The following is a 22,414-nucleotide window of genomic DNA, read 5'->3' on the forward strand; positions in this document are numbered from 1 at the left end:
CGATGCGGTTTACGACCAAAACCATGGTTTTATGCGGTGCATACTTGTTCTTACAAGCTTGTACCACTATGCAGTCGGCCGAAAGTATTTTTACCAATGATGCGCCAAAAGACTATTCCAGTATGTACTTACGAGGTGTATTTAATTGGTGGGAAGCACCAGACGATTATCGTTTACTCGCCATCGAAGAGTATAAGTACAGAGTCACAATAGAGCTGATTGCAGACGGTCAGCCCTATGATTTTAAGGTTGCAGATAAAATTTGGGCTCACGAACTCAATTGCGGCCTTAAGTTTGGCAATCAATCAGTAGAGATTAATGATGATATTGATCTCTATTGTGCAAGCGACTCAGCCAACTTACAGTTCACCCCTGACGAAACCGCCATGTACACCTTTGTACTCGATGTATCCGATGATGAAGAGCCCATACTGACTATACAAAAGCAATAAAAAAGGGACTCGCAAAATGTGAGTCCCCCCACCTTCCTTCCGTGAAGGTGCTACTCTAAAACTAATATGGCCCTGTTACTTTGCTATCTATTGACCAAGTCCCATGCCAAAAGCTATTTCCACGCAAATAATAGATGTTGTCCCCATGGATTATGCTCCGGTCTTCACCACCGTATATGTATAGTTCATTTTCATCTTGTTCGACAGTAAGACGCACAGCTTGTTCCATTGTCATGGCATTCACATCCACTTGCAGTCCAACTAGACTGTATTCTGAACGAGAGAAAAACCTATCGTCGTGGATCCATGTTTCAACTGGCATGGCAAATTTATACGTATCACCTTCTTGCAATACAGACAACGCACGGTAATCGAATTCAACTGGGGTGTACGAGTTTTCCCACACTTGTTCAGCCCGCACAATAGGCGAAGAAGGATCGGAAACATCAAATAAACTGGCTTTCATCCCAGATGTCGTCGGCAGTATCAATACATCTTCGCCATTTCTGGGTAAATTGCCTTGATTCACTTCCTGCCCAATACCCAGCACTAAATTTTCTCCAATTGGATGGAGGTAACTTGAAAAACCCGGTATTTCGAGGCTACCAGCCACTTCAGGTGCAGTGTGGTCGGACAAATCAAGAACATATAATGGATCAATTTGTTCAAAGGTCACCACATAAGCTTGATCTCCAAAGTACCTGACTGCAAACACATCTTCCCCTTCCTTTCCAATGGGCTCTGGTTGTGCATCATTTGGCAACTGCCCCACCACTTCCAAGCTGTCTGAAGATTCGTTTAATATATATAATTGGTGTTCAGGATCAGAAAAATCCGAGTAGTCAGTCGTCAACACACGCAAGTGGTCGTCATGCTCACTTAGTCGCAAGTTCGGCGCCCCTCTTCCCCCCAATATGCCATCAACAACGCCCGAGGCTTTGTAACTAAGACTACTTAAATTGACTTTATGAATGTTGGTAGACTCAAAATAACCAGATGTTAAATATAGGTTTTCTGGCGACATGTAGATATTGTCAGCAACAGCGCTTAAACAGGTAGCATCAAAATCCTCTGGCTTGTCTAAGTCAATTTTTATCACTGTGAGTAACTGCGCATTGCCTTCATCACTATTTGTGTCTGCAGGGATCACACAGTCATCAAACGAAAACAACGAGAATTCATTGTCATTGACAGTAATAGTGGGTATCAGTGCTTCATCGTCTAGTTGCAACAAAGTATTGTAGTTGCTGACAAGCTCCTCATCTGTTTGAGCGCCTACAACTAGGCCTTCAACAATAGGCATGTATTGCGTGATTAGAAAAAGTGTATTGCCAATTCTACGGCTGTTAATTAGGCTACCTTCAATACTGATTTCAGCTTCATTGCTAGGCTCAGCAGGGTCAGCAAGCCCGTATATGTCTACATCGACAGTGGCTTCGTTGTTACCACCAAAACCAGGGAAAAACACACTGGTTCTAAAAATTTCAATTGGATAACTGGGTGCAGATTGTGTGATTACCGCTAGTTTATCGTCCGCTAAATAAAGACCACCCACGTTATAACTTGACGCAACATCCAGATCTGCCACTTGGTTTAAAGAATCATCACCTAATCGTTGGAGTATTCTTACCTTTGGCGCGTACTCTTCTTCCGGATACCAAATGGGGACATCTGCAGCAAATACATATTCACCGTTGTACTCCACCCTGTCAGCTTCATCCACACCAGTTTCCTGAGTGTTAGTTTGCGAAAAACCTCGGCTAGAACTAGAAGCGGGAGTGCTTACTGCATCATTTTCTAGAAAAGTAAAAAACTGCTGTTGGTTGTTCAGATATATGCCATTTTTAACAAATAAACTCACAGAGTTTGCGCCGGAAGATTGCAACGGGCTACCCGAGTTTTGTTTCAGTACAATCTCAGGAGGCGATGTAACCAGTTCAATTTCTGGGACACTCCCACTGTCGCTACCGCCACTACAAGCACTTAGCACGGAAAGACTAAGTATACTCATGCCAAATAGTTGCTTTGTTTTGTTTAAATTGTGTTGCTGTTGCATTCCGATTTCCTTATATGTCCGAAGGTTTAAGCTCATCCTAAGACTAAAATTACCTTGTTTCAGATCATAAATGCGATTAAATGTGAATATTTGTAATCGCTTAGTGAGTTTGGACTAGGGCTTTGGTAGTCTTTGCTTTATTGAGTCCTAGCAATAAAGTATTGAGTTTGTCCCAGTATACTGTTCGTCACAAATATGGCTGTTTATTTCATTGCGTTTTGTTAGCAACTTTTTTGTGTATACAACATGTTGCGTTTGCTGGTGAAGATAAGCTGCATTCTTCAGAGAAATCGCCTTCCACTCATAACAACCTTGTTGATACAAATAAGTGGGAAATAGGGCTAGCAATAGGTGCGGGTGTGCGGACAAACCCTTTGTCAGATGGGGATAATATTCCTCTTGTTTTGTTACCCGACATAGCTTGGTATGGAGAAAAAGCTTATTTTGACAACGGCGAACTTGGCTATCAATGGCTAAGCAATGCAAGTTATGCGCTTGAAAGTTTCGTTGAAATAAATAGAGAACGTGCATTCTTTTCTTTTTGGCACCCCGAAAATATTTTCCTCACTCAAAGCTTTATCCAAACTTCATTGCCCACTGGGCCTTTAAATGAAAGTGATGACATGAGGCTAACGAATTCTGATTTTTTGTCGATTGACAACATAGCAACTAGACGTTGGGCTGTCGATGCCGGATTTAGGTTTCATCTATACACCAAGACCGGCGAATTAAACTTATCCGTATTGCATGACATCAGCAGCACTTATGACAGTTTTCACGCCGAGGCAAACTATCGCTATTCCTTAAAATTCAACTCATGGCAATTTGCTTTTAATGCTCGACTGAATTGGAAAAGCGATGGGTTGATTGATTACTATTATGGGATCTCGTCTAGAGATGCCAATTCTCTGGACTTAATGTATAGTGGGGAATCAACACTTAACCCAAGCATAAGCGTATTAGTGAGTAAATCAATAAATGAAAATTGGCAAGGCTTAGCAATGGTCGGAACTGAATGGCTAGGGAGCGGGATCACAAATAGTCCTATAGTGTCAGAGAATACCATTAATACTTTTTTTATTGGCGCAGCTTACAGGTTTTAAGGGATACAAATGGCTTGTAAGCCTATAATCTACATATTCTTTATTTGTATGGGTGGATTGTGCACGAGTATGGCATTTGCAGAAGGTTCTGACAGTATATCAAGTGCCAGTCCAATTGAAGTCGGTCCAGATGTGTGCGTTACCATGAATAGTAGCGAGATTTGCGAGATGGATCTTCAAATGCAATACCAACTAGAAAATAGCAACATAAACACACTTTGCTTTGCTCTTAAAGAGGTGTCGCTTGGTTGTTGGCCACTAACAAAATTACCCACATCGCTGCCTATTCAGTTATCACGCAATACTTGGTTTCAAGCAACCTCAACAAATGGCGATGTTATTTTCGAAAAACAACTATTGGTCAAATACACTCAGCCAATTAAACAACGTCGACGAATAAATAATCCTTGGAGTATTTTCTAGTGATCGACTTAGTACTCGTCGAAGATGACACAAGGTTGTCAACGCTCGTTTCTCAATATCTTGAGAATAACGGCTTTTCCGTCAAAGTCTTTGGCGATAGCAAAGGATTAATAGAATATGTTTCGTCACAAGTGCCTAGTGTCGTCATTTTGGATGTTATGCTACCAGATATTGACGGATTTCAGTTGTGTAAAATGCTACGGCAAATTTACCAAGGACCACTACTATTTTTGACCGCAAAAAATGAAAGTATCGATCAGGTGATTGGACTAGAATTAGGGGCTGATGATTACATACTCAAACCCGTTGAACCTCGCTTGTTACTTGCGCGTATCCACGCCTTACTCAGGCGCGCTAGTGAAAACCATCTCAAACAGAGCAATACTGAGCTCGCATCTCCGCACATATTGCGCTTTGGCACACTCTGCATAGATAAAGATTCACGAAAAGTCACACTAAATAATGACGATATTGTATTGACCAGCCACGAATTTGACATGCTTTGGAAGTTGGCAGAAAACCCTTCACAAGTCGTAAAGAAAACCACATTGTATACCGAGTTAATTGGTCGCGAATATGATGGAATTGACCGGTCTGCAGATGTTCGAATATCTAGACTTCGCAAGAAGCTTCAAGACAACCCCAAAAACCCCTACCGAATAAAGACTATTTGGGGCAAAGGTTTCTTTTTCGTCCCTGATGCATGGGATTAGTCTAAAGCGACGTCATGGCGAAACTGTTTCTTAGCTTTTATCTATTTATCACCTTATCGCTTATTATCATAAGCAGCTTGCTTGATATTTTTTTACCGACCGATGCTGAGCAAAATAGTCATACACAACTTAGTGTCTATTTAATTGAGGCAATGAGTAAAACCCCAGAGGACTTATTTGATACTTTGGCGGCTCGAGGCATTCCCTTTGAAGTATTGCGCATAAACGATATTGCCTGGCCTCCATCAGAAATAGCTATGCTAGCCGAAGGTAAGAGTGTAGTGCTATACGATGAAGACGGACAATCAATTTATACTCCTTTGGTCGATAATTCGCTGATTGCCCTTAACTTACCCTACCCAGAAAATATAAATAGCGAATTTTTCAGCACCTACGCATTTTTATTTTTAATGCTCCTCGCAATAGGTGTGGCTATTTGGTCTTGGCCTTTATGGCGAGACTTATCAAAAGTAAACCGCTCGGTACTTTCCTTCGACCAGTATGGCCACATACAAACTATCGATATAGGAAAAGGCTCGTTAATTCAACCTATTGCGAATACCCTTAACGGGTTAAATGAAAAAGTATCTGAAGTCTTAAATAGTCAACGGGAATTGACTGGCGCGATTGCACATGAGTTTAGGACACCCATAGCGCGCCTAAAGTTTGCGCTCGCTATGCATCCTCAGCCAGATTCAGATGAATGGTCGGCGCTTGAGAGCGACCTAGACGAGCTCGAACGCCTCGTACAAGAGCTTTTAGACTATACCCAATACGAATCTATTCAACCAGAGTTAAATATTGCTGACTTGCCCTTACGGAAGCTTTGTGAAAACGTGGTAGAAAAGTTTAGCTTACATTGTCCCCACAAATTTTCCGTAAACGGTGACAATTGCATTCTGCAAGCCGATGGCCACTTTATTGAGCGCGCAGTTAACAATCTAGTGGGCAATGCAATTCGGTATGCCCAAAATCAAATTGAAATAAACATTCAATGTCAACAAACGCAAATTATATTGTCCGTTGAAGACGATGGAGTGGGTATTGAGAACGAGACTAAAGACAAAATATTTTCTCCCTTCTACCGCCCTGATAGTGGGCGAGACAGAAAAAAAGGCGGCGCAGGTTTAGGTTTAGCGATAGTCAAACGCATTCAAGATTGGCACGGAGGTAGTTGTTACGCAGAAAACAGTGACAAACTAGGTGGAGCAAAAATAGTTTTAGTGTATAACGTGCCACCATAAATGGGCTATGTAAGCACCAACGTGTACCCCCTCGCAGAAACGTTCGTACTTAGAAATTCGTCCTATATTGTTACAAAACCGTTTTGAATATACATATACACTTTGATTATTCATCCGTGAAAAATAAATTTTGCAAAAATAAAGAATGAAAATTCAAGTACAATATCGCTGCGTGTCCAAAATTTTCCCTTTTTTATTGTTTATAATCATAGTTAAACTCTGTAAGTTTAAAAACAAAAAAAGCGCGATGTGAGTCGCGCTTTTTAGATAATAAACTTACTGTTTTAGTGGATAACTATTTACACATCCAAGTTTTCTACATTCAAGGCATTTGATTCAATGAATTCGCGACGTGGCTCCACTTGGTCTCCCATAAGTGTTGTGAATAACTGATCAGATGCAATGGCATCTTCAATCGTCACTTGCAACATTCGACGGCTATTGGGATCCATCGTTGTTTCCCATAATTGTTCTGGGTTCATTTCTCCTAGACCTTTGTATCGTTGAATGTATTGCCCGCGTTTGGCCTCACTCATCAGCCATTCCAAGGCCTCAGAAAACTCGACAACAGGTTTTACTTTTTCGCCGCGTTTAACATGGGCGCCAGCTTCCATTAGCCCGTTGATCGTTTGATTTAGTGATACAATTTTTTCGTATTCTGGAGATTCTATAAACTCTTGATTTATATAGTATTCATAGTCAATACCATGTTGTTTCATGGTGATGACTAGTGCATTTTTACCGTTCTCATCAAGCTTAACTTCCATGCTAAAGCTATGTGACTCGCTGTCTTGCTCGGATAAAGCGTCAACAATTTCTTGACCAGCTATTTGTAGTTCACTTTTGTCTTTCAAAGTGTCTACTGTAATCACTTTATTATAGACAAATTGTGTGAGTATTGACTTAGGCATTCTGCGCCTACTCATACGATCAATCATTGCAAAAGTGGTTTGATACAACTTCACCATGTTCTCTAGTGCAACACCCTGAATGGCAGGTGCATCCTCGCTGACATGCAAAGACGCACCATCTACAGCAATGTTCGTCAGATACGCACTCAGCGCATCATCATCTTTTAAGTACTGCTCCTGTTTACCTTTTTTAACTTTGTATAGAGGGGGTTGTGCAATAAAGATATGCCCCCTTTCAATCATTTCAGGCATTTGACGGTAAAAGAAAGTCAAAAGTAATGTACGAATGTGTGAACCGTCAACATCGGCATCGGTCATTATAATGATGCTGTGATAGCGAAGTTTGTTCGGATCATATTCATCCCGACCAATACCACAACCAAGGGCGGTAATCAGCGTCGCCACTTCTTGTGATGATAGCATTTTATCAAAGCGTGCTTTTTCTACGTTTAGTATCTTTCCTTTGAGAGGAAGAATGGCTTGGTTTTTACGATTTCTACCCTGTTTTGCAGAACCGCCGGCAGAATCACCCTCCACTATATATAATTCAGACATAGCTGGATCTTTTTCTTGGCAGTCAGCGAGCTTTCCAGGTAAACCAGCTAAATCTAAAGCACCTTTTCGCCTCGTCATTTCACGAGCCTTTCTTGCTGCTTCGCGAGCTCGTGCGGCATCAATAATCTTATTAACGATAACCTTGCTTTCAGTGGGATGCTCTATTAAAAATTCAGCAAACTTTTCGCCCATTGTCGATTCAACCGCTGATTTGACTTCAGAAGATACAAGTTTATCTTTAGTTTGAGAAGAAAACTTAGGATCAGGTACTTTCACAGAAATGATTGCCGTCAGCCCTTCCCTAGCGTCATCACCGCTAGCATTAGTTTTGTTCTTTTTGTTGTACCCTTCTTTTTCCATGAAGTTATTCAAGGTACGTGTTAGCGCGCCTCTAAAGCCTGCTAAATGTGTCCCTCCATCACGCTGAGGAATGTTGTTAGTAAAACAAAATATATTTTCTTGAAAACCATCGTTCCACTGCATTGCAACTTCCACTGCAATACCATCATCTCGCTCAGTCGAAAAATAAAATGGGCTTGTATGCATAGCATTTTTGTTTTTATTTAAATACTCTACAAATGCTTTAATTCCACCTTCATAATGAAAGTGGTCTTTTCTACCATCTCTTTCGTCTTCCAATTTTATCGATACACCAGAGTTCAAAAAAGATAACTCTCTAATACGTTTAGCTAAAATATCGAAGTGGAATTCTACGTTAGTAAATGTCTCTTCACTGGGCCAAAAACGTATAGTCGTACCTGTTTGTTCTGTGCTACCTGTTACTTTAAGCGCCTCATTTGGCTCGCCCATTGTATAGGACTGTTCGTGTACTTCACCGTTTCGCTTAACTTTTAAGCTTAGCTTTTTAGAAAGCGCGTTAACAACTGAAACACCGACTCCATGTAAACCACCAGATACTTTGTATGAGTTATCGTCAAATTTGCCGCCGGCGTGCAGCACGGTCATAATAACTTCAGCTGCACTTACCCCCTCTTCAGGATGAATTTCAGTTGGTATTCCCCGACCATCGTCGCTTACACTAACCGAGTTGTCCGAATGAATTTTAATTACGATATCATTGCAGTGCCCAGCAAGTGCTTCATCTATTGAATTGTCAACAACTTCAAATACCATATGATGTAAGCCTGTTCCATCATCGGTATCGCCGATATACATACCAGGTCTTTTTCTAACCGCATCCAAGCCTTTTAGGACTTTTATACTGGATGAATCGTAGTTATTTTCGGACATCTTTACTCCTCGAACACGGAATTATGTTTCACGTGAAACACTTTCTTATTTTTGTATTTATCAGCAAAAGTAAGCTGTTGTTTTTCTATTGCGGTAACAAACAACTGTGAACTATCTTCTACTGCCTTATCTAAAAAAAATTCCCTAGTCGTTTCGTCCAGTTCTGCACTAATATCATCAACTAGGAAGATCGTATTTTTATTCGTTTTTTTTCTTAGTACTTTTACTTCTGCGATCAACAGTAATGAAACCAATACTCTTAATTGACCACGAGACAAAAACTCTGAAACTTCTTTACCTTCTACGTAAAACCTTAAATCGCTTTTATGCGTGCCGACCGAGGTAAAACCCCTAAATATATCTCGCTCAGTTTTATAAGATAATGCAGAAGCTAAATCTTTTTCTCTTTCCCATCCTTGATTATATCTTATTTCAACATTTATCTCAGGCTTAAATTCCTTGTACAAGCCAATTAATTCATCATTTAAATCGTTTACGTACTGCTTACGCAACTTGTCAATCTTTTCACCATAGTCAGCTACTTGATTTGCCCATACTTCATCAAATTTTGAGTATTGACTCGTTTGCAAGTGACAAGATTTAAGAAACGCATTTCTTTGTTTCAACACCTTGTTGTACGCCTGACTGAGTCCTAAGAATTCATGTTCCACGTGAAACAATAACCAATCTAGATATCTACGGCGTAATGAAGGAGACCCAGTTATCAGCTCTGTACTTTGAGGTGTAAATATTTGAACTGGCATTATCCGAACTACATCACCTATACGGCCAGATTTATTTCCATTAATATTAAATGTAAAACCTTCACCTTTTGTGCGGCTGAAACCCAATACCTGCGAACTATCGACGTCTTTGTATGAACAAAACACAGTCGCTTGACTGGCGTCATTAGTATTAATTAAGTTGTCAGCTTTGTTGGTTCTGAACGAACGACCAAAGCCCAATACGTGGATGGCTTCTAATATACTGGACTTACCGGCGCCATTGACACCATATATGATGTTAAAACTTGGGCTAGGAGAAATTTGCAGTTCAGGAAAGTTGCGGAAGGTTGTCATCCGCAACTGATTGATAAACATGGCTTGGCTTACTATTATAGCCTCATAGGCATAATTACGTATTGGGCACTTTCGTCTTCTACAAGTTGATCATGCTTGACAACCATTCCTTGAACCAAAGCACTGGCATTTGAGTCAGATAGTTTAAATATTACTGAATTGGTTTCGAGTACGTTAAGCGCATCAATAAGATACACAACATTAAAACCGATTTCTAATGGTTCCCCATCGTAATTAACTTCTATAATTTCCTCGGCTTGCTCTTGTTCTGGATTATTTGCCGTTATCTTTAACTCGTTCTTTTCTAGATTTAATCTGACGCCCTTAAATTTTTCATTGGTAAGAATCATCGCACGCGCAAAAGCACTTTTGATTGCGTTCCTATTTACGATGAGACCTTTGTCCGTATCCTTTGGTACAACGCGATTGTAATCAGGGAATCGACCATCAACGAGCTTACTAGTAAATATAAACAAAGTGCTAAAGACGCGAATATGATTGCTACCGACCTGTACTTTGATATTTGTGTTACTATCTTCTATCAGTCGCGAGATTTCTAAGACGCCTTTTCGTGGGATAATAACTTGTTTAGGCGCAAGTACTGAGGCTTCATAAGGAATAGCAGCCATTGCGAGACGATGTCCATCTGTAGCGACAGTGCGAATTTCGCTTTCGCTGGTCTCCAAACTCATACCATTTAGATAGTATCGAACATCTTGCTGCGCCATAGAAAACTGAACAGAATCAATAAGATACTTTAAATCACCTTGACTAATTTCAAATTCAGATTCGCCTTGCCAATCTTCTAAATTAGGGTAATCATTTGCGGACAAGGTTGACAAGGTGTACTTCGCTCGCTGAGCTTTAAGTATGGCTTTGTTTTCGCTTAACTCAAAAATTATTGTTACTTCTTCGGGTAAGCCACGCACTATATCTAAAAACTTTTTAGCAGGTACTGTAATACTCCCTTCTGTAAAAGAACCAGCAAGTTTTACGCTCGCCATCAATTCTACTTCTAAGTCTGTACCCGTTAACCAGAGTGATCCTTCAGATACACGCAATAACACGTTAGCAAGGATTGGCAAAGTGTGTCGTCTTTCCACTGCTCCTGAAACAAGTTGCAAAGGCTGTAACAAACTTTCACGGCTAATAGTAAAATTCATTTCTTATTCTCGTTCTACGTGTAATTAAGAAGAAAGTGTTCTTATCAAATTTTTATAATCTTCCAGAACGTCGTGACTTAACCCTTTCAGCTCCTCTATCTTTCGAATCGCATGAAGAACTGTTGTATGATCCCTGCCACTAAAGGCATTCCCGATTTCAGGTAGACTGTGGTTAGTGATTTCTTTAGCCAAAGCCATAGCCATTTGCCTAGGGCGAGCCACACTGCGCGTTCGACGTTTTGATAATATATCAGCGACCTTTATCTGATAATAGTCTGCTACTGTTTTAATTATATTTTCAATAGTAACCAACTTATCTTGTAAGGCAAGCAGATCACGCAAAGCATCCCTAACAAAATCTATCGTGATTGGGCGTCCTGTAAAATTAGCATTTGCTATTACTCGGTTTAATGCACCCTCTAATTCTCTAACATTGCTGCGAATTCGTTTTGCCATAAAAAAAGCAACTTCACTTGGGAGTTCAATCCTGTTCTCATTGGCCTTGCGCATCAAAATAGCCACTCGTGTTTCCAGTTCAGGCGGCTCGATGACGACAGTTAATCCCCAACCAAAGCGAGATTTCAATCGATCTTCGACCCCATCTATTTCCTTTGGGTAGCGGTCAGACGTGAGAATGATCTGCTGGTTTCCTTCTAGCAGCGCATTGAAGGTATGAAAAAATTCTTCTTGAGAGCGTTCTTTATTTGCAAAAAACTGAATGTCATCTATTAATAGTGCGTCTACAGAACGATAAAAACGTTTAAACTCTTCTATCGCATTGTTTTGTAGTGCTTTTACCATATCTTGAACGAAGCGTTCGGAATGCATATAAACGATTTTGGCATTCGGGTTTTTGTCAACAATACCATTGCCAACCGCATGGATTAAATGTGTTTTACCTAAGCCTGTGCTGCCGTATAAGAATAATGGATTATAAGATTTACCAGGATTTTCAGCAACTTGCATAGCAGCTGCACGCGCAAGTTGGTTTGATTTACCCTCTACAAAATTATCAAATTTATATTCTGTTTTTACGTTGCTTTTATGATTATTTAACTTTGGTACTGGAATATTATTGGCGACTGCGTTGGCATTCCCCGAATTACCCTGAGTCATGCCTAAATTTTGCCTAGGCGCCAAGGCTTTACCATTTAAAGCCTTTGATTTTAGATGCACTTGCGCCGTTTCGCTCTCTGTAAGCGGTGAATCGCTATTGGACTCTTGCGAAAAAGGTTCATCGGAAAAAGCACGTAAATAGTTGTCAGATTTTGCCGTAGCGAAAGCATTTTCTGACTGTACTCCAAGATGAGCAGTATCCGAAACTAACTGATTATTAACTGGGGCTGGCGGCTGTCCAACCTTTAACAATAGTGAAGGCGCATCCTTACCATACAATTGACGCAAAGATGAAGATATCAGCTCAAAGTATTCATCGCGTACCCAATCCAAGATAAAACGATTGCCAGCGAATAAATGCAAACTTTCTCCATCGTAATGGGACTTGAGGGGCTTTAACCACATACTGAATTGTTCAGAAGACAATTCATGCTTTAGCATATCTAAGCATTGTTCCCAGTCGATGTTCAAAATCCTATTTACCTTAGCTGACAATAAAATAGCGCTACAATATAGCGAAGTACAGTATATTTATCCACAGTAAATCACTTACAATGCCTGAGTTGCTTAGTATTTATTCACATTTCAATATAATTGCTTGTTTTATAGAAGCGTACATTTAGATTTTTATACCACTATGTAGGTAGCTACCACTGAAAAAAGCCTGTTTTAATAAAAATTGGTCAATTTTTAACACGAAATTTACAACACTTATCGCGAATATGTGGATAAGTTTAAACAATAAATACTGACTTGTGGATATCACTCCAATCATACAAGCGCCCTCTCATCACCACCAACAAAAGAAAGCATTTAATTTGTATGCAGTAACTGCACTTTTTTGTTGACAAAAAGAACATAGATCAATAGACTTCGGCGTCCAAATTAATCAGGTGCAAGCAACAGCCGTTTTTGGCAACGCGACAACACCACAAACTTAGACGAGAATAGGTCATGAAAAGAACTTTTCAACCCAGTAACCTTAAGCGTAAGCGTTCTCACGGTTTCCGTGCTCGCATGGCCACTAAAAACGGTCGTAAAGTATTGGCAAATCGCCGTGCGAAAGGTAGAAAGCGTCTTTCTGCTTAATGCTTGGCTTTAGTGAAAAAATCACTTTATAGCTTTCCAAGGGAGTCACGTTTACTGACTCCCTCTTCTTTTTCTAGGGTCTTCGAAAAAGCAATACCCGCCGTTTCCCCATGTATCACAGTACTCGCTAGACACAATGATCTTGAAAAACCGAGATTAGGCATTACAGTACCCAAGAAGAAAGTAAAACTCGCGAGCAATAGAAATCGCATTAAACGGTGTATAAGAGAAAGTTTCAGATTAATCGCGCATGAATTACCAAATGTTGATATTATTGTTGTCGCCAAACACGGCATCGGCGACATGAATAATAGAGCCATCAATGAACAACTCGATAAACAATGGCGGAAACTGCAAAAGCGATGTCAAACCTAGCACACCAACAACGGATAAAGAGCAATATTGCGGCATTACCACTCATCGGTACTATTAAGTTTTATCAAACTTTAATTTCGCCCATGCTTGGTCAAAACTGTCGTTTTTATCCTAGTTGTTCTTGCTATGCTAAAGAAGCCTTAGAAGTACACGGATTATTCAAAGGTAGCTATTTAGCCGCCAAACGTATTACACGGTGTCACCCGCTACACCCCGGTGGTGTGGACCCTGTACCTTTACCCAAATCATCAAAAAAATAACCTGGATATACGAGAGAGTTATGGAATCCCAACGAAGTATTCTCATTATTGGTTTGTTACTTGTCAGCTTTTTACTTTGGATAGAATATCAAGAAGCTAACGCACCACAGGCAATCATACCTGCTGAACAAACTGAGCAAGCAAGATCTGAAACTGAACAAAGTAATGAAACTGGTTTTGTGCCTCAAGCAGATAACGACAGTTTGATAAGTCCAGTGAATACAGATACTAGCAACAAACAGCGCTTGATAAATGTCACAACTGATACCTTGCATTTAGTCATCGATACCTTAGGTGGGGATGTTATCTCAGCCGATTTAATTAAATACCCGGTTACACAAGGAGGAGACGATGCATTTCAAGTCTTTAGTAATAAAGCCGCGACACTCTATATTGCGCAAAGTGGCCTGATTGGCAAACAAGGTGTCGACCTTTCTACAGGTAGAGCCAATTACAATGTTCCACGGGAAACATATGTATTAAGTGAAGGTGAAGAACAGATTGTTGTACCACTAAGTACAGTCACTAAAGAAGGCATTATCGTCACAAAAAACTTCGTATTTACACGTGGAAGTCACGCTGTTGAAGTAAGTTACACGATCAACAATACAACAAATAGCCCTGCCCATGTTCAGCAGTATGCTCAACTCAAACAATCTTTAGTTGAGCGCGAGGGTGGTAGCATGTTTATGCCTACTTATAGAGGTGCCGCGTACGGCACATTGGAAGACAATTATGAAAAGTATAAATTTCCAGAGTTTGAGGATGAAAAGCTCAATCTAGCAACACAAGGCGGTTGGGTTGCTATGCTAGAACACTATTTTGTTTCAACTTGGATAGCGCCTAAAACCGGTACTAATACTTTGTATTCAACGATATCTAACAATGCAGCCATCATTGGTTATAAAGGTGAATCTTTAAGTATTCCTGCAGGAGAAACAACGACCGTATCAAGTACTTTATATGTCGGCCCGAAAGACCAAGATACCCTAGCAGGCTTAGCAAAAGGTTTAGATTTAACCGTTGACTATGGAATATTATGGTGGCTTTCTCAACCCCTCTTCGCCATGCTCAAATGGATATATGACCTTGTAGGAAACTGGGGAGTAGCAATAATATTTATTACTATTATTGTTAAAGGAGCAATGTATTGGTTAACGAAAAAACAATACGAATCCATGGCAAAAATGCGCGCCCTTGCACCTAAATTGCAGCAGCTAAAAGATCGATACGGTGATGACAAACAAAAGATGTCTAAAGGTATGATGGATTTGTACAAGAAAGAAAAAGTCAACCCGATGGGTGGCTGTTTTCCGATGCTACTTCAAATGCCGATCTTCATGGCGCTATATTGGGTATTACTCGAAAGTGTTGAATTAAGACACGCCGATTTTGCACTTTGGATTACAGATTTATCCATCCCTGATCCTTGGTTTGTCCTACCAATATTGACGGCTGCATCGATGTTTTTATTGCAACGATTACAGCCCATGACTATACAAGACCCAATGCAGCAAAAGATATTCAAATATATGCCCGTGGGAATGGGGGTGTTTTTCATTTTCTTCCCTGCAGGTTTAGTGCTTTACTGGTTAATAAGTAACGTCATCACCCTAGTACAAGCAAAAATAATTTACGCCTCAATGGAAAAACGTGGATTAAAAACTAAGTAAACAGCCAATAAGGCCCGCAATGACAGCGGGCTTTTTTAAAGCAGTACTTATCACCTAAAAATTAATAAGGAATCATTATGCCTTCATTCGATATTGTTTCTGAACTAGATGCTGTAGAAGTAAAAAATGCTGTTGATAATGCCAATCGAGAGTTATCTACACGTTTTGATTTCAGAGGCGTAAATGCGTCTTTTGAATATAATAAAGAAACCGTCACATTGATTGCCGAAGGTGACTTCCAACTTCAGCAACTACAAGATATGTTACGCAATGCTTGTGCAAAAAGAGGCGTAGACGCACGAGCAATCACACCTGAACAAATTGAGCGCAGCGGTAAAACGCACAAACAAGTTATTTCTTTTAAGCAGGGTATCGACCACGAGCTGGGCAAAAAAATAAATAAATTGATCAAAGATAAAAAGATGAAGGTGCAATCTAGTATTCAAGGCGACCAACTAAGAGTGAATGGTAAAAAACGTGATGACTTGCAAGCTGTGATTGCCTTGCTAAAAAGTGAAGATTTTGGTCAACCCTTGCAATTCAATAACTTCCGAGACAAATAGCACTTTTAAGAATTCAGCCCGTGCAAAACGATTTTAAAAAAGAAACCATTGCCGCTCAAGCAACTGCGCCCGGACGAGCCAGTGTCGGGATCGTTAGAGTATCTGGGCCAAATACGCGCAAAGTTGCAGAATTAATATTGGGGCAATGCCCTCCTCCTCGCAAGGCAGTTTACCAAGATTTTGTTGATGCAAAGGGCGATACTATCGATCGCGGAATCGCGTTATTTTTTGTGAACCCTCATTCATTCACAGGTGAAGATGTCCTTGAATTACAAGGACACGGAGGCCCTTTTGTCATGCAACTACTATTGGAAGCGTGCTTGGCAACAGGTTTAGTACGAATGGCAAAACCCGGCGAATTCAGTGAACAAGCATTCTTAAATGACAAACTGGATTTAACTCAAGCGGAAGCAATTGCCGACTTGATCAATGCCTCGTCTTTACAAGCAGCAAAAAGCGCAGTGCGAAGCCTGCAAGGTGAATTTTCAAAAAAAATTCATGCTTTAACAAATTCGTTGATTCAACTAAGAATGTATGTCGAAGCTGCCATTGATTTTCCTGAAGAAGAAATCGACTTTTTAAGTGACGGTAAAATTCAAGGTGATCTTCAAGATATCATTATTACACTGACACAAATAAAGCAAACCGCTAAACAAGGGGCACTATTACGAGAAGGCATGCATGTTGTCATTGTTGGGCGCCCAAATGCAGGTAAATCAAGTTTGCTCAACGCACTTTCTGGCAAAGATACCGCAATTGTTACCAGCATTGCCGGTACAACAAGAGATGTGCTAAAAGAGCATATTTTAATAGATGGGCTACCGCTACATATTATCGACACAGCTGGGCTTAGGGATTCAGATGATGAAGTGGAAAAAATAGGAATAGAACGAGCCTGGGAAGAAATCAGCAAAGCTAACCAAATATTATTTATGGTTGATGCAACTACTGAAACGAAATGTAAACCACAACAGATTTGGCCATCCTTTTTTGAGAAATTACCAAAAAACATCCCCCTGACCTTAATTAGGAATAAATGTGATCTCAGTGGTGAACCAGTAGAAATCATTGAAGACGATACGACAACCATTTCCTTGTCCGCAAAAAGCGGCGACGGTATCGATTTATTGAAAGCGCACTTGAAAAAGACTGTCGGATTTGAACAATCGGGAGAAGATCAAATCATTGCGCGTCAGCGCCACATCAATGCTTTATTAACCGCAGAAAACCACATATTGTCAGGTAAATCACAGCTTGAAGAACACATGGCAGGTGAGCTACTAGCTGAAGAGCTTCGTATTGCCCAACAAGCTTTAAATGAAATCACAGGTGAGTTCACCGCAGATGATTTATTAAGTAAGATATTCTCATCTTTTTGCATAGGAAAATAACGGAGCATCATGGATATCCACATTGTCGTAGGATCAGTACTGGGTGCCAGTGAATATGTTGCAGATGCCTTGAATGAATACTTATCTAACAAAGGGCATCAATGTACGCTACATTTTCAACCGATATTTACTGAAGTTGACTTTAGCAAACTCGTGATCATTATCACATCCACCCATGGCGCAGGTGAACTGCCCGACAACATTCAGGATTTTGCAGACGAGTTAATTAATGCACAGCTTGATAACACAAATTACTTACTCATTGGCTTGGGCGATACCAGCTACGATACTTTTTGTAATGGTGCAAGAACAATAGAAAACCTAATGAAAGAAGCGAATGCAAGGCTACTTCATCCTGCGCTACACATTGACGTATTGCAGCACCCCGTCCCAGAAGAATTTGCACTTGAGTGGTTTGAACAAATTGTAGATAAGCTGTGAATATTGTTGAAATAGAAGCCTTAAAACAAGCCATTAGCAATGAAGCACGTGTATTATATACCTTGTACTTAAGGCCGATGTGGACCTTAAATTCACAAAAAATCACAATTAAAAACAAAGCCATCATTCAACTACTCAATGCCAAAACACCCCGTCTGTCACTTGGGAGAGAAATTACTGACTTGTTTGTTGAACTAAGCAAAGTAGGCCTAGTAAAATTTGAAGAAGACATTGACCTCAACAATAGTTTGAATAATCAAACGGTGTCCTTGCCATTACTTCAAATTCCCGCACATATTGACGCAAAAACACTTCATCAACAACATCAAGCCATGTCCTTGCAATGGCGCCCTAGTCCTGACCATTTTGAAATGCTATGCAAGCTTTTAGGTGTCATTACCAGTGAATATAGCGCTGATGAGTTAGGTGAATTTATCGCATATTGGCTTGGTCGCCCAGAAATAAACCAAACCCCATACCAATGGACACAGAAATTTGTGTTACAGTTAAAACAACGTCGTTTACAAAAACCTGCTGCTCAAGGACAAACTAAAGCCGGTCACCAATGGATGAATCCAAAATCCGGTCTTACATTTGATCAAAATGTAGAAAATTTAGTGAAGCAGTACAGCCAACAAGACAACAAAAAATAATGAAAAGTTTCCAACAACAACTCGCCGATTTAGGTAAACGTCTAGGCAAAAACATCGATGAATTGCCAAGTCTCGATACCGCTGAAGACTACGCCACTCGCAGAAAAATGTATGATGCACAAGCCAATCAAGACGTGGCCAAATTGCAATTGGAAACAAAACAAGCCCGTATACAAGCCCTGTATGGTGCTTCAGAGCTAAATGAAAACTGGACATTTGATCGATTAATTGAAGATTCTCAAGACGTAAAAGAAGCCATCAGTATCGCAAAGTCTTTTATTGCGGCGCATCAAGATCCAAAATGGCGAAATAGTCGCGCACATATGATGTTATTTTATGGCGACTATGGCAGAGGTAAATCACACATTGCTGGTGCAATCGCGCATCAACTTATTCAACAATTTGAAATCACAGTGTTGTATCGACAACTGCAAACCTTGTTAGAACTGCGTTTTTTCTCATATGATTACCAAGCAGAAGATAAAGCGTCAATGAAATTCAGAGAAATTAGCAAACAACTACTTGAAGTAGACTTGCTCATTCTTGATGAAGTCTGCGTCAATCAAACTATACTTAAGCAATCAGCGCAAAGTTGGTTAGGCAGCTTATTGCGTCAACGTTGCGCTGACAATAAAAACTGTATTCTTATCACCAATCACCATGTCAACGATTTACCCAAAGCGCTCGGCACCTATTGCTTTGAATCGATAAAAGAATATGAAACATATAAAGTCCACTTTCAAGGTCCTAGTCGCCGCGGCAGCCATGAGAGCGAACAAGCAAGTGATTCTAGCCACTATCAACCCAACCATTTCTAATTTTATCTAGCCCCCTACCCTTGCTCAACATACCCGCGTTTTCTTATTGTGGGATGACAACTATCAAACAAGTTTTAGTAGTCAAATTAGCCATATATCCGTTTATATATTGATTCTTAGAGGAATAAATTCACGTTTTCCATCTGTGGATAACTTAAGTATAAGCGTGTTAATATCCACAAGATAGGATCTGAATAAAAAAAATGAAAAATCGACTTGTGGATAACTCACCCAGTTATACAGCATTTACACAAGCTATATACGTGAATTATCCCAAAGTTAATTTTAATTTAAATTATTGTTTTTATTAGTAAATATAGGGTTTTCCACAGTTTCGGTCAACACTAATAAAAATAATAATAAAGATCTCTATATAGATCTTTTTAATTATAGGGATTGGCGGAAATTTAACCATCCTAGTAAAAAATAGATATGAATGTATGTATTGTTCAATTAATAATCATTTAAAAAAAACGAAGACTCATATAAACTATGCGCCCTTTTTTTAACGTAACTGCGCGTGAGTGAGGTTAAGATGTTTTATCAACAAGAGTACGATGTAATAGTGGTAGGTGGTGGTCACGCAGGTACCGAAGCCGCGCTTGCGTCTGCGCGTGTGGGCGCAAAAACTCTGTTGTTGACACACAGTGTAGAAACCCTAGGGCAAATGTCATGTAATCCTGCCATTGGTGGAATTGGCAAAGGGCACCTCGTAAAAGAAATAGATGCTTTGGGTGGCGTTATGGCAAAGGCCATTGACAAAGCAGGTATTCAATTCAGAACCCTAAATTCATCAAAAGGCCCAGCGGTAAGGGCTACGCGCGCGCAAGCAGACAGAACCTTGTATCGCATTGCCGTTAGACAAAGTCTTGAGCAACAAGACAATCTGACGATTTTTCAGCAGTCTTGTGATGATCTTATCGTCGAAAATGAAAAGGTGTGTGGTGTTGTTACACAAATGGGTCTGAAATTCAGATCGAAGACCGTAGTCTTAACTGTCGGCACGTTTCTGGGCGGCACTATCCATATTGGATTAGAAAATTACAAAGGCGGCAGAGCCGGTGATCCTCCTTCCATCGCCCTTGCGCATCGCTTACGAGAATTACCGTTTAGAGTAGATCGATTAAAAACTGGCACGCCAGCAAGATTAGATAGCAGAACACTAGATTATTCTGTTATGCAAGAACAAGCCGGTGATACGCCACTACCGGTATTTTCTTTTATGGGAAAAGTAGAAGATCATCCAGAGCAAATATCTTGCTATATTACTCACACGAATGAAAAAACCCACGATATTATTCGTTCGGGTTTGGATCGGTCCCCCATGTTCACAGGGGTTATTGAGGGCGTTGGTCCAAGGTACTGCCCCTCTATTGAAGACAAGATAACGCGTTTTGCGGATAAAAGCTCTCATCAGATATTTGTTGAACCAGAGGGTTTAAACAGTATTGAAGTCTACCCCAATGGTATTTCGACAAGTTTACCGTTTGATGTTCAGGTTAATTTGATCCAATCGATTAAAGGCTTTGAAAATGCCCATATTATTCGCCCAGGCTATGCTATTGAGTACGATTTCTTCGATCCGAGGGATCTTAAACAGAGTTTAGAAACTAAATTTATCCATGGCTTATTTTTCGCCGGTCAAATTAACGGCACAACCGGCTATGAAGAAGCTGGTGCGCAAGGCCTTTTAGCGGGCGCGAATGCAGCATTGCAGAGCAAAGAAAAAGCACCTCTATCGCTTCGTCGTGACCAAGCATATATTGGTGTGTTAATCGATGATTTAGCCACACTGGGTACCAAAGAACCCTACAGAATGTTCACCAGCCGTGCAGAATATCGTTTACTACTGAGAGAAGATAATGCTGATGTTCGACTAACTGAATTAGGTCGCAAAGTAGGCTTGGTAGATGATCATAGGTGGGCCGCGTTTAGTCATAAAATGGAACTTGTTGAGCAAGAGAAGGCACGTTTGCGCTCAACATGGGTACATCCAAAACATGCAGCAGTGGATAAGTTAAATACCCTACTAAAAACCCCTATTAGCAAAGAAGCTTCGCTAGAAGAGCTTATTCGTCGACCTGAAATGAACTATCAGTGTATAGCTAATATACCTGAACTTGGTTCTGCACTTGACGATCCGCAAGCAGCTGAGCAAGTAGAAATCCAAATTAAGTACGCCGGTTATATTGCGCGACAACAAGATGAAATTGCAAAAACTCAGCGACACGAGAATACCATTTTGCCTGCAGACTTTGATTATTCAAGTGTTTCAGGTCTATCAAATGAAGTCGTAGCAAAGCTAGAACAAGCCAGACCTGAAACAATTGGGAAAGCGTCGAGAATTTCAGGTATAACGCCTGCGGCAATATCGTTACTTTTGGTGTATTTGAAAAAATACTCAGTTGTCCGTAAGCAAGCACAAAAGACCGCGTAATGACAACAGACCTAACTCAACTGCGTGAACAACTTGACGTACTTATTAACAGAACAGCGTTAACAGTAACAGAGGAGCAGCGCAACAAACTTGTGCGTTTTGTGGGCTTATTGGATAAGTGGAATAAGACCTATAATTTAAGCTCAGTGCGAAAGCCAAGTGATATGTTGGTTAAACACATTATGGATTCCATCGTTGTTGCGCCTTACGTAGAAGGTAAATATGTCGCGGATATTGGCACTGGACCTGGCTTACCTGGTATCCCGTTGGCTATCATGTTGCCGGAGAAAGAATTTACATTACTGGATTCTTTAGGCAAACGGATTCGATTTATTAAACAAGTGTTGCACGAGTTGGATATATCCAATGTTACGCCAATACAAAGTCGAGTGGAGACATTTCAAGCAAGCCCGCTTTTTGAATGCATTTTAAGTCGCGCATTTGCATCAATGTCTGATATGCTTAATTGGTGTGAACACTTGGTGTCTGATAACGGCTATTTTTTAGCCTTAAAAGGACAGCTTCATCCAGCAGAGCTGAGTCAAATTGACGCGCGTTTTTTTGTTGAAAAAACGACTTCACTCGACATACCTAGCCTGGAGGGAGAACGTCATTTGGTTAAAATCAAAAAATTATAACAGGACTAAT

General features: G+C 40.3%; 20 protein-coding genes and 1 pseudogene. 16 read left to right on the forward strand and 5 right to left on the reverse strand.

Features of this window, described 5'->3' with window-relative positions:
* Nucleotides 1-2 precede the first annotated feature (2 nt).
* Complete coding sequence (locus tag ACFOHL_RS10345) at nucleotides 3-452, forward strand: hypothetical protein (protein ID WP_376920157.1); 450 nt, start codon at nucleotides 3-5, stop codon at nucleotides 450-452.
* 61 nt (nucleotides 453-513) lie between these two features.
* On the opposite strand, the gene ACFOHL_RS10350 is transcribed toward ACFOHL_RS10345, so the two are convergent.
* Complete coding sequence (locus tag ACFOHL_RS10350) at nucleotides 514-2,508, reverse strand: beta-propeller domain-containing protein (RefSeq protein ID WP_376920158.1); 1,995 nt, start codon at nucleotides 2,506-2,508, stop codon at nucleotides 514-516.
* 233 nt (nucleotides 2,509-2,741) lie between these two features.
* Between ACFOHL_RS10350 and ACFOHL_RS10355 the strand changes: the two genes are divergently transcribed.
* The 4 genes from ACFOHL_RS10355 to ACFOHL_RS10370 all read left to right on the forward strand — a co-directional run bounded on the left by ACFOHL_RS10355 (nucleotide 2,742) and on the right by ACFOHL_RS10370 (nucleotide 5,991).
* Nucleotides 2,742-3,611 (forward strand): MipA/OmpV family protein, encoded by an 870-nt coding sequence (locus ACFOHL_RS10355; RefSeq protein WP_376920159.1) that lies wholly within the window; start codon nucleotides 2,742-2,744, stop codon nucleotides 3,609-3,611.
* A gap of 69 nt (nucleotides 3,612-3,680) precedes the next feature.
* Nucleotides 3,681-4,034 (forward strand): DUF3019 domain-containing protein, encoded by a 354-nt coding sequence (locus ACFOHL_RS10360; RefSeq protein WP_376920160.1) that lies wholly within the window; start codon nucleotides 3,681-3,683, stop codon nucleotides 4,032-4,034.
* Nucleotides 4,034-4,747 carry a response regulator gene (locus ACFOHL_RS10365; protein WP_376920161.1) on the forward strand — a complete coding sequence of 238 codons (714 nt, stop codon included), beginning with the start codon at nucleotides 4,034-4,036 and terminating at the stop codon, nucleotides 4,745-4,747. The genes ACFOHL_RS10360 and ACFOHL_RS10365 overlap by 1 nt, the downstream gene beginning before the upstream one ends.
* A 14-nt stretch (nucleotides 4,748-4,761) precedes the next feature.
* A complete protein-coding gene (locus ACFOHL_RS10370) occupies nucleotides 4,762-5,991 on the forward strand; it encodes an ATP-binding protein (protein WP_376920162.1) in 1,230 nt (409 codons plus the stop codon).
* Between the two features lie 299 nt (nucleotides 5,992-6,290).
* On the opposite strand, the gene gyrB is transcribed toward ACFOHL_RS10370, so the two are convergent.
* From gyrB to dnaA, 4 genes and pseudogenes are all read right to left on the reverse strand, one after another.
* Complete coding sequence (gene gyrB, locus ACFOHL_RS10375) at nucleotides 6,291-8,708, reverse strand: DNA topoisomerase (ATP-hydrolyzing) subunit B (RefSeq protein WP_376920163.1); 2,418 nt, start codon at nucleotides 8,706-8,708, stop codon at nucleotides 6,291-6,293.
* Between the two features lie 2 nt (nucleotides 8,709-8,710).
* Nucleotides 8,711-9,808, reverse strand: a complete 1,098-nt coding sequence (gene recF, locus ACFOHL_RS10380; protein WP_376920164.1) for a DNA replication/repair protein RecF — start codon at nucleotides 9,806-9,808, stop codon at nucleotides 8,711-8,713.
* A gap of 14 nt (nucleotides 9,809-9,822) precedes the next feature.
* Nucleotides 9,823-10,950, reverse strand: coding sequence for a DNA polymerase III subunit beta (dnaN, locus tag ACFOHL_RS10385; protein ID WP_376920165.1), 1,128 nt, complete (start codon nucleotides 10,948-10,950; stop codon nucleotides 9,823-9,825).
* A 24-nt stretch (nucleotides 10,951-10,974) separates the two neighbouring features.
* Nucleotides 10,975-12,465: pseudogene (gene dnaA, locus ACFOHL_RS10390) on the reverse strand (chromosomal replication initiator protein DnaA); the annotation flags it as partial.
* Between the two features lie 555 nt (nucleotides 12,466-13,020).
* On the opposite strand from dnaA, the gene rpmH reads away from it, so the two are divergent.
* From rpmH to rsmG, 11 genes are all read left to right on the forward strand, one after another.
* Complete coding sequence (rpmH, locus tag ACFOHL_RS10395; RefSeq protein WP_084407325.1) at nucleotides 13,021-13,155, forward strand: 50S ribosomal protein L34; 135 nt, start codon at nucleotides 13,021-13,023, stop codon at nucleotides 13,153-13,155.
* A gap of 12 nt (nucleotides 13,156-13,167) precedes the next feature.
* Entirely contained in the window at nucleotides 13,168-13,530 is a 363-nt protein-coding gene (gene rnpA, locus ACFOHL_RS10400) for a ribonuclease P protein component (protein WP_376920166.1), read from the forward strand.
* On the forward strand, nucleotides 13,518-13,790 hold the full coding sequence (gene yidD / locus ACFOHL_RS10405) for a membrane protein insertion efficiency factor YidD (RefSeq protein ID WP_376920167.1): 273 nt from the start codon (nucleotides 13,518-13,520) through the stop codon (nucleotides 13,788-13,790). Before rnpA ends, yidD begins: the two co-directional genes overlap by 13 nt.
* Nucleotides 13,791-13,810: 20 nt before the next feature.
* On the forward strand, nucleotides 13,811-15,463 hold the full coding sequence (gene yidC / locus ACFOHL_RS10410; protein WP_376920168.1) for a membrane protein insertase YidC: 1,653 nt from the start codon (nucleotides 13,811-13,813) through the stop codon (nucleotides 15,461-15,463).
* 77 nt (nucleotides 15,464-15,540) lie between these two features.
* Nucleotides 15,541-16,026 (forward strand): YajQ family cyclic di-GMP-binding protein, encoded by a 486-nt coding sequence (locus ACFOHL_RS10415; RefSeq protein ID WP_376920169.1) that lies wholly within the window; start codon nucleotides 15,541-15,543, stop codon nucleotides 16,024-16,026.
* Nucleotides 16,027-16,046: 20 nt separating this feature from the next.
* Nucleotides 16,047-17,417: a tRNA uridine-5-carboxymethylaminomethyl(34) synthesis GTPase MnmE gene (mnmE, locus tag ACFOHL_RS10420; protein ID WP_376920170.1), complete on the forward strand. Its 1,371-nt coding sequence runs from the start codon at nucleotides 16,047-16,049 to the stop codon at nucleotides 17,415-17,417.
* A 6-nt stretch (nucleotides 17,418-17,423) separates the two neighbouring features.
* The gene (gene mioC, locus ACFOHL_RS10425; protein WP_376920186.1) at nucleotides 17,424-17,858 is read left to right on the forward strand and encodes an FMN-binding protein MioC; all 435 of its coding nucleotides are present in this window, start codon (nucleotides 17,424-17,426) and stop codon (nucleotides 17,856-17,858) included.
* The gene (locus ACFOHL_RS10430) at nucleotides 17,855-18,511 is read left to right on the forward strand and encodes a DnaT-like ssDNA-binding domain-containing protein (protein WP_376920171.1); all 657 of its coding nucleotides are present in this window, start codon (nucleotides 17,855-17,857) and stop codon (nucleotides 18,509-18,511) included. The genes mioC and ACFOHL_RS10430 overlap by 4 nt, the downstream gene beginning before the upstream one ends.
* Nucleotides 18,511-19,329, forward strand: coding sequence for a DnaA ATPase domain-containing protein (locus ACFOHL_RS10435; protein ID WP_376920172.1), 819 nt, complete (start codon nucleotides 18,511-18,513; stop codon nucleotides 19,327-19,329). Before ACFOHL_RS10430 ends, ACFOHL_RS10435 begins: the two co-directional genes overlap by 1 nt.
* A 535-nt stretch (nucleotides 19,330-19,864) precedes the next feature.
* Nucleotides 19,865-21,766, forward strand: coding sequence for a tRNA uridine-5-carboxymethylaminomethyl(34) synthesis enzyme MnmG (gene mnmG, locus ACFOHL_RS10440; RefSeq protein WP_376920173.1), 1,902 nt, complete (start codon nucleotides 19,865-19,867; stop codon nucleotides 21,764-21,766).
* Complete coding sequence (gene rsmG, locus ACFOHL_RS10445) at nucleotides 21,766-22,404, forward strand: 16S rRNA (guanine(527)-N(7))-methyltransferase RsmG (RefSeq protein WP_376920174.1); 639 nt, start codon at nucleotides 21,766-21,768, stop codon at nucleotides 22,402-22,404. The genes mnmG and rsmG overlap by 1 nt, the downstream gene beginning before the upstream one ends.
* The last annotated feature ends 10 nt before the right edge of the window (nucleotides 22,405-22,414 follow it).

Origin of the sequence: Agaribacter flavus, assembly GCF_042646125.1 — a bacterium.
Classification (GTDB): Bacteria; Pseudomonadota; Gammaproteobacteria; order Enterobacterales; family Alteromonadaceae; genus Glaciecola; species Glaciecola flavus.